The organism is Aminobacter sp. P4_H6_2, from assembly GCF_056400805.1.
The window spans coordinates 1-8555 of the sequence record NZ_JBFUKO010000195.1; the positions used below are offsets into that span (position 1 = coordinate 1).

Genomic DNA, 8555 nt, shown 5'->3' on the forward strand with positions numbered 1-8555 from the left:
TTTCAACAATCATCACTAAAGCTCCGCGTCCACCGTCACTCCTGCCAAATAMTATCCGTAAGCCGAAGTACCAGCTGCTGTTACTTGAAAATCTACGCCCATATGGTCTATGTTAATCAACGCCGTTCCGGCTGCGTTCATTATGCTTGTAGCATAATTAGTAATTATTATAGCTGGCACTGCGCGTTTCCGCACTTGGAAAACAGTACCCGACACATAAACACTGCCTGCCTGTGTGCTTCCAGTCCAGAACAGTGCGTTATTGTGGGAGATTTCATAGTAACGCTGGCACAACGCCCATTCTTGTTCAATGTGACGAGGTGTAAACGGATCGGCGGCATCTGCGGCTGCGTCACCCTCAACGACATACCACCGCTGGTCGAGCGTGCTGTTTTGCGCCGCCGCTCCCTCGGTCCAGTAGAATACGATGATGTTGTTCGCCGTCGCGCCAACGGTAGTCTTCAGGGACCAAGGGCTGATGGCCCCGGCAGCAGGGGTAATCGTTCCGACCTGCCTCACGGTCATGTTGRCCGACTTGAAGAAATTGCCTGCTGTGAAGTTGGCGCTTGTCCAGTCGTTCACAACGTCGGACACAACAACATCTGCCGCTCCGGTCCATTCCAGTATCGCGAACCTGATCGGCGCCGCATTCGAACTGCGAAGCTTGCCGCCGAGCGTGACCTCTTGGYCGCGCAGCCCGTATGTCACCGATGCTTCGAAAATCTGAGCGTAGCCAAATCGCTGAGCTGCCGCTTGCGTCTGCGTGAGGCGCGTCATTGAAGCAATTCCGGCAGCCGGCGCAGTGAGCGTCGAAACGCCAATGGCAGCGGTTTGCGTTAGCGCATAATGCCGATCGTGGGCATAAACATCATCTGCTGCGGTAGTTGCGACACGTTGGTTTACAGACCCGTCACCATTGATGATTTTGTTACGGAAATCCGACGCTGGAGTCGGGCTAGCCCACTCAGGAGCAGTCAACGCCGTGTTCTGGCGCAGCACCTGACCCGCCGCACCTTTCGGCAAACGCGTCCAGCCAGACGCCCCGCGATAGAGCAGATCGCCTTCGGCTGGCGATCCGACCATGCCTTTGAGCAGCTTCCCAGTAGGGCCGTCGAACAGTGCTAATTGGCCATCTACCGACGAAACCGGCCCGACCATGTCGCCAGTACCGGTGCCGTCCTGGCCCTTCACGGCCATCAGTTCCCAGAACGCATTGACCGTGGCTGGCAAGGCCGGCGGCGTTGCCGGTGGTCGTCTGCAGCGCCACCCAGCTTGACCCACCGTCCCGCACGACGTCGTTGGCCAAGTAGGCAGTCGCGCCGCTATAGGTGCCCCGGAACCTGAAGCTGTCGCCCTTGGCCGCCGTGACCTTCCAAACGGTTTGCCAATTGGCGCCGACGCCAGGCTCTGTTGCCGCGCCCGAGGTGTGTGCGACAAAGCAGCGGTAGGACGTGCCGTTGCGTGTCAGGCCGTCGTTGTATTCAAAGACGGTGGCCAGCGACCAACCTGCTTCGATCCACCGCAGCACGCCTGCAGGACCTTCAGGGCCGGTGAGACCAAACGGCCCGTCCCACCCACTTGCCGTGCGCCTGTAGATGTCGAGGCCGTAGCCGATCTCGACGCGCAGCCAGAGGTAGCCAGCAGCCGGGACCGGCGACAAAGCGTTGCGCTCGGCTAGCGTCCCCGCGCCGTCGGGATGGATGCCAGCAAGCGAAAGCTTGGTGAGGATCTGGGCCAGCCGGTCATTGATCCATACCGCGCGAACGGCCTCTGAGGTCTCGCGCGCAATGGCATAACCGCCACTAGCAGCGGCGCCCGGCCACCCGTAAGCAAGCGTCAGCGACGTGTCGCTCTCCACGCTGGCGATAGGCACCGCATACCCAGCGAAGCTGAACATGCCGCCCGTGACCAGCGCGACGTCCCAAGCCGTGTCTGTGCCCGTCACAATAGGCGAGCCGTTCGACACGGAAGCCGTGCCGGTCGAATAAACCGAAGATGTCATGATTTGCCCTTTGGAGGCTGAAGGGGGATTACAGGCTGTTGGGGATCGCGAAGATGTAGTAGCGAATGCCCGCCATCGCCGGCTGGTAGATGTCGTTGATCGTTGGCTGCGTCACGCCTGACGTGAGCGTCAAGTAGAACGGGTTGCCTCTCGCGTGGAAGAACTCGGCCGACCCGGTGTTGATGCGACAGGTTGTCGAGATACCCGACACCATGCCGTTGCGCTGAGCAGCAGCGGTTCCGCCGACCCCGTAGACCCGCAGGACGCGGTTTATCGGTTGCGATACTGACCCGTCGTCAAATGTGACTGTGTATTTGACGAACGGCCGCCAGGTGCCGTCGTTGGCGAACCACACGGTTTTCTTTTGCGTCCCTAGCCCCGTTTCGCCTGCCTCGTTGAAATCACCCGCGCCCAACCAGCCCTCCGCAACGAGCGGAAGATACGGCAGTCGGGTGTCGAGGATGATGTCGTTAAGATTGGGCGCGACATCCGATGAGCCCGGCACCTTCAATTGAATGAACGGCACGCCCGCCTCGACGCCCTCTTGCAGAACCTTGGATCCGCCGGTGGTGTTGGGCGAATTGTCGTCGGCAAGGATCATGTAGCGAACGTAGAAAGATCGATCGCCGACGTTGTGGATTCGAACACCGTCCGCTTCGACGTTGTACTTCATCTCAAGCCGTTGCTCTCGCGGCGCAAGATACGCCAACGGGGGCGGATGCATCAGYGGCTGGCCGGATTCGCTGATGATGAAATCCATGTAGGTGCTGCGCGTCGTCGGGCGTTTCGTGAACACCTTGACAATCCAGGTTCCCCAGCCAATTTTTTCCAAACAAATCAACAATGCCCGAGTGGCCTCTGCCCGCAGCGGCGATCGCCTCCGGCGGTCTGGATGTAGTTCATCCCTCGCCCGTGGGCTCGAACAGTGCGCAGCAGGGAAGCGCAATTGGGCCTCGGCGTACTCACCGGAACGGAGCCGCCGCACAAATCGCACATGCGCACGAGCGTTTTCGACCAGATCGCCGAGGCGGTACAGCGTGGGCATCAGACGGGCTGCCCACGCCAGGCCGTGAAAGGAATGGCACCGGGCAAGCCGTCAGTTGATCGTGCACGCTGGCAAGATCGTCGTCTCGGCCACTGGGCCTATTTCTTCTTCGCGACCACGCGCTTTTTCTTGGGCTCGACGGGTTTCAGGGCTTCCGCCGCCCGGTCAGCCTCGTCCTTGGCTAGCCGCAATTCTCGCAACCTTGCAGTCTTTGCTGCCCGGGCCTTGGCCTCGGATTGATAATCAGCCATGGCGCTGTTGCGCTCCGCTGTTTTCTTCTGCGCCTCATTTGAGCGAGACTGAGCTTTCTCCAGAAAATTTTCCATACCAAGATCCACTATTTGAAATCCTCATCGCATCGCGGAAATAAGATTCCACTGAATGTTAAATAAGGATTCTCTGCCCAGAATTCAATTTTCCCGCGTATTGTCGTTTGATCGGGCTTTTCAACGTGCGCGCACTCACCCTAATTTTGAATGAGTTTATACGATGCGGGAGAATTATTTCTCGCCTATCGCCCACAGGGCGCTCCGAAGCGAAAACGGAGGAGGACCCCCGCTATGCTCGTCTTCGCCGGGCGCCTGGTTGAGGCCACCGGTCGAGAATGGCGAGCCGGCCGAAACCAGCCCGCCATCATTTTGCTAGCGCGAGCGCAGCAGGTCCGGGATCCTGACCAGGATGATCTCGGCGAGCATCACGGTCACCGCACCGACGACGATCGAATGGCCCAGCATTTCGGCCAGGATCTGCGGCAGGCCGCCCGACAGCGCGCCCGAAAGGGCGGGAATGCCAAGGCCGGCCATCAGCCCCAGCGGCGCGACCATGTTCTTCACCGGCGAGCCACGGTCCTGACCCGCCATCTGGATGCCGGTCATGACGACTGTGGCTGCTGCGGGCAGGAAGAGGCCGCCAACGACGGCCGCGGGCGTCGCCACCAAAACAGCGGCGACCTTGGGCAGGAATGCCAGCGCGATGAAGATGATGCCGGTGACGCGCACCACATGCCGGCTGGCGACCCCCGTCAGCCGGATGACACCCAGGTTCTGGGCATAGGCGGTGGTGCCGAAGCCGCCGATGAGGGCGGCCAGCATCGACCCGCCTGCCTCGCCGGCGATTCCTGCATTGACGCGCTTGTCCGTCAATTCGACGCCGGTCAGCTTGGCGGTCGCCTCATACATGCCCATGGCCTCGACAACGGCGACGACAAAAACGATGCACATGGTGATGGTGATCGCGGGATCGAAGGTCAGTGGCCCGTATGGCAACAGCTTGGGGAATGCGATCCACGGCGCCTGGGCCACACCGGAGAAGTCGAGCATGCCCAGGCACAGCGCCAGGATGTCGCCGRCGATCAGCGCGATCAGGAAGCCGAACATGCGGCAGGTGCCACCAAGCGCAGCACTGACCAGCACGACCGCCGTGGTGACGCAGGCAAGCAGCAGGCTAGGACCGGTGGCAAAACTAGGTGAGCCGATGCCACCGAAGAACTCCATGAAGGTGAAGCCGGCGAGTGCAATGCCGACGAGGGTGATGATCGTGCCCGAGACCGCTGGTGACAGCAGGCGGCGGAGCCGGGCAAACTGGCCGCAGATCGAAGCGAGGAAAACCAGCCCCGCGCCGATGATCAGGCCGAGACTTGCCGCCGAGATCGTGCCTGCCTTGTAGTAACCGATCGCCAGCGGCGAAAATGCCGAGGACGGCCCCTGCACCACCGGCAAACGCACCAGCTTGGTGCTTTGCACGACGGTGACGATGCCCGCGGCCAGGAAGGTCGCGGTCACCAGGTTTGTCGCCAGGGCAGCGGAAAAGCCCGCCACCGAGGCGATGAAGATGGGGTCGAGCCAGGCGTTCGAGACGAGCGCCTGCTGAAGCCCCAGAGCGATGCGACGCTTGGCGGGGATGATCTCCTCGACATCCCCGACCGCGTTGTCGACCAGTCGATGTTCCTGTTCGCCCAGATGGGCATCTATGTATCCAGCCATGGTTTGAACTACCTCCTCCCAGAAGCATGAGCCGCGCTTTGCGGCGTTCGGTGATTTGTGTGGGTCGTCAGGCTTCGAGGCACTGCATGCGTCTGGAGTACCTGGAATGCTCGCGAAGCACGTCGGAAAGCTCGGGCATGACCGGCTGAGCGTTCTCGACCAGGATCTTTCCGTTGACGATGGTGGTGCCGGCAGTCGCCGGACCGCAGCGAAGCCAGGCTTCGACCGGGTCGGTGTGGGCGCCGGCAAGGGCGACGTCGGACATGTGCCAGACGACCAGATCGGCGCAGGCGCCAGGCCTGAGATGGCCGATCTCGTCTTCCCAGCCGAGGCAGGCTGCGCCGCCGCGCGTGGCAAGATCGAGCGCGTCGCGCGCCGACATCGAGTTCGGTCCGTTGCGATAGCGGCCGAGCAGCAGCGCCGTCCTCGCCTCCAGCCACATCGAGGCGTGGTCGGTCGAGGCCGAGCCGTCGCAGCCGAGGCCGACGCGCATGCCACGCTTTCGCAGGGCCATGACGTCAGCCGAGCCGCCGCCAATCAGCATGTTGGAGCAAGGACACTGCGTCGCGCAGACCCCGGCATGGGCAAGGCGGCCGATCTCGGCGTCGCTGGGATAGATGAAATGCGCAACCCAGGAACGCTTGCTTGCCCAGCCGACACGCTCGAAATATTCGGTCGGCGTGCAGCCATAGACCTCGGCGCAGTATTTGTCCTCCTGGGGGTCCTCGGCGAGATGAGTGTGGAGCCTGAGATCGTATTTGTCGGCGAGGCGCGCTGATTCCGACATGATGCGTTCGGTCACCGAAAACAGCGAACACGGCGCCAGCGCCAGACGCTTCATCGAACCGGGCGACGCATCGTGGAACTTTTCGACAAGGCGGATGCTGTCGTCGAGGATGTCGTCCTCGCGCTGGACGACCGAGGCGGGCGGCAGGCCGCCGTTTTCGACGGAGCGGGTCATCGAACCGCGCGTGGCGTAGAAGCGGAAACCGATGTCGGTGCCGGCACGGAACTGGGCGTCGATCAGCTTGGGCTTGGGATGGACATACATGTGGTCCATCGAGGTGGTACAGCCGCCCATCAGAAGTTCGGTCATGGCGATGTAGGTGGAAAGATAGACCGATTCTTCGGTGAGCCCGGCCCACAGCGGGTAGAGCCCGGTCAGCCACTCAAACAGCGAACCGTTGGTCACCGGCGCATAAGAGCGCGTCAGGTTCTGATACATGTGGTGGTGGGCGTTGATCAGCCCGGGCGTCACCAGCCGGCCACGTGCCGATATGGTCTTTTGGGCGACAGGCTCGTCACCGGCCTTGCCCACCGAATGAATTCTCTTGTCTTTGACGGCCACCCAGCCGTTGGCGATTTCCCAGCCGCGATCGACATAAACATGTGCGTCGCGAACGAGCAGGTCTACGGACATGCAATTACTCCAGGTCGGTTCTCATTCAACTCGACGAAACTGCGGTTGAGCTTCGTCGCGCTATGAGCCCTGTCCCTGGAATTGCGAGTTCCGGATCGTCATCGACTGGTAGGTTGAGCGGGCTTGCTCTGATCATGCTCTTGGGAAAAGCGGCTTGAACCACCGGGTCTCCCGCCCTGAGCGAACGCTCGCGCTTTCGCATCATCAGGCAGTGCCGATGCAATCGCACATTTGCCCGCCTGTCAAATTATTTTCATATGAGAGGATTGAGAGGGGCGCATTCGCGAAGTTTGAGCGCTCAAGAGGTTCCAGAGCGCGTCTTGAGAATCGCCGAAAAACGCGGGTCGAAAGCACGGCTGATCGGCTCGGCGGCGGCACCGAGGGCGATCGACCATGGATCGGTGATGCCGAGTTGCAGGCGCGGCAAGGCGCGATCCGGACGGGCGGCGATCGATGGCAGCAGCGGGTGCATGGCCTGCAGAAGGAGGCGGGCCAACGCCTCGGGCGCACCGCTGGTCAGGATCACGGTCTGCGGGTCGAAGACGGTTTCGATGAGATGCACGCTCCAGCGCAGATCCTGGGCGGCAGCCTTCACCCAGGCAAGCAGTGCCGGGTCTTTTGCCAGGGCCAGCGCGCTGACATGCTCGTAAAGACCTAGATCCGACGGATCGAGATCCAGATATTGGTAGAGCGAGGCTAGCGAGGCCCGGTGTTCGAGAACCGTTCCATCGGTTGCGCGCGGCGACAGCAGCGCCATGCCAATCTCGCCGGCATTGCCGTTACCGCCGCGATAGAGTTCACCGTTGAGGATGAGGCCGGCACCGATCCCATAGCCGACATAAAGGCATACAGCGTGATCGAGGCCGTTGGCAGCACCCACCATGCGTTCGGCGGTGGCGCAGGCAGCCGCATCGTTTTGCAGGCCRACATCGAGCCCAGTGCCAACGGCAAGTGTTTCGAGCAGCGGAAATTTCTGCCAGGCCGGCATCATCCACTTGTTGTCGGCGAATTCCTCCAGTCCGAAAGGACCGGGCATGGCGACACCAAGACCGACAAGCCGCTTTTCGGACTGCTCCGAAATCAGCACCAGCTCTGCTCTGATACCTTCGATCAGACCAAGGATGACCTTGACGCCGCCTATGGGATCGTCGGGCGGCAGATTTGCCTGGGCGCGCGACAAAACGGTTCCGACCAGATCGACGGCAATCGCGCGCGTCAGATGACGGTCGATCTGCAAGCCGATGGCGAAAGCGCCTTCTGGAACGAGCATGTAGGGCGTGGACGGCTGGCCCCTGCCCTTTCGCACCGCTTCAAGCGACACGACGAACCCATCGCGCTCAAGCTCGTCGATAATGTTGGAAACCGCTTGCTTGGTGAGCTGGGTCGCCCGCGCCAGGTCGGCGCGAGAAAGCGCCCCATTGAGGCGCAATGCGTCGATCATGACACGGCGATTGTGGGCGCTCGTGCCTTCTTGATTGGTGCCGCTGGTGGCTCGGATCGGGCGAATATCGTTCACCGCTTTTTCCCCTCTTGACTCCAATAGATAATTGCAGAAGTAATAAGTCAAGTCAGTTGACTTAATAAGGAGCCGTGAGAGTTCCGGGGAAACAATGACGGCTGGAGCCGTTGCGCTTTAAGACCAGGACGCCGCTTGTGGAAGAACGCCGAGACCTTCGTGCGAGGCTTTTTTCAAGCGAGATGGCGGCGCGTGACGCCGGCATAACAATTTTGCCAACGTTAGAAAATGGAGGATGAAATGTTGAAATCGTTTAGCCGAACACTGCTCGGTGCGGCTCTCATTGGCGGCGCCTTTGTGCCCCACGCTCTTGCCGAGACCTCGATCAATGCGCTGTTCATGGCGCAGGCCGCCTATAGCGAGGCCGATGTGCGGGCGATGGCCGAGGCCTTCACCAAGGCCAATCCCGACATCAAGGTAAATCTCGAATTCGTCCCCTACGAGGGCCTACACGACAAGACCGTGCTCGCGCAGGGCTCGGGCGGCGGCTACGACGTGGTGCTGTTCGACGTCATCTGGCCGGCCGAATATGCCTCCAACAAGGTGCTGGTCGACGTCTCCTCGCGCATCACCGACGACATGAAAAAGGG

Annotated in this window: 8 protein-coding genes; 1 reads left to right on the top strand and 7 read right to left on the bottom strand. The window is 61.1% G+C overall.

The window, feature by feature from the left end; translation table 11 throughout:
• Positions 1 to 15: 15 nt before the first annotated feature.
• The 7 genes from AC1DUU_RS15405 to AC1DUU_RS15435 form a co-directional block, all read right to left on the bottom strand.
• On the bottom strand, positions 16 to 999 hold the full coding sequence (locus tag AC1DUU_RS15405; protein ID WP_476784281.1) for a hypothetical protein: 984 nt from the start codon (positions 997 to 999) through the stop codon (positions 16 to 18).
• A complete protein-coding gene (locus tag AC1DUU_RS15410) occupies positions 965 to 2002 on the bottom strand; it encodes a hypothetical protein (protein ID WP_476784282.1) in 1038 nt (345 codons plus the stop codon). The genes AC1DUU_RS15405 and AC1DUU_RS15410 overlap by 35 nt, the downstream gene beginning before the upstream one ends.
• 28 nt (positions 2003 to 2030) lie before the next feature.
• A complete protein-coding gene (locus tag AC1DUU_RS15415) occupies positions 2031 to 3047 on the bottom strand; it encodes a hypothetical protein (RefSeq protein WP_476784283.1) in 1017 nt (338 codons plus the stop codon).
• A gap of 98 nt (positions 3048 to 3145) precedes the next feature.
• Entirely contained in the window at positions 3146 to 3373 is a 228-nt protein-coding gene (locus AC1DUU_RS15420) for a hypothetical protein (protein ID WP_476784284.1), read from the bottom strand.
• A 315-nt stretch (positions 3374 to 3688) separates the two neighbouring features.
• Positions 3689 to 5029 carry a uracil-xanthine permease family protein gene (locus AC1DUU_RS15425; RefSeq protein WP_476784285.1) on the bottom strand — a complete coding sequence of 447 codons (1341 nt, stop codon included), beginning with the start codon at positions 5027 to 5029 and terminating at the stop codon, positions 3689 to 3691.
• A 67-nt stretch (positions 5030 to 5096) separates the two neighbouring features.
• Positions 5097 to 6449, bottom strand: coding sequence for an 8-oxoguanine deaminase (locus tag AC1DUU_RS15430; RefSeq protein WP_476784286.1), 1353 nt, complete (start codon positions 6447 to 6449; stop codon positions 5097 to 5099).
• Between the two features lie 298 nt (positions 6450 to 6747).
• On the bottom strand, positions 6748 to 7965 hold the full coding sequence (locus AC1DUU_RS15435; RefSeq protein ID WP_476784287.1) for an ROK family protein: 1218 nt from the start codon (positions 7963 to 7965) through the stop codon (positions 6748 to 6750).
• A 240-nt stretch (positions 7966 to 8205) separates the two neighbouring features.
• Between AC1DUU_RS15435 and AC1DUU_RS15440 the strand changes: the two genes are divergently transcribed.
• On the top strand, positions 8206 to 8555 hold a 350-nt coding region (locus AC1DUU_RS15440), incomplete at its 3' end, for an extracellular solute-binding protein (protein WP_476784288.1).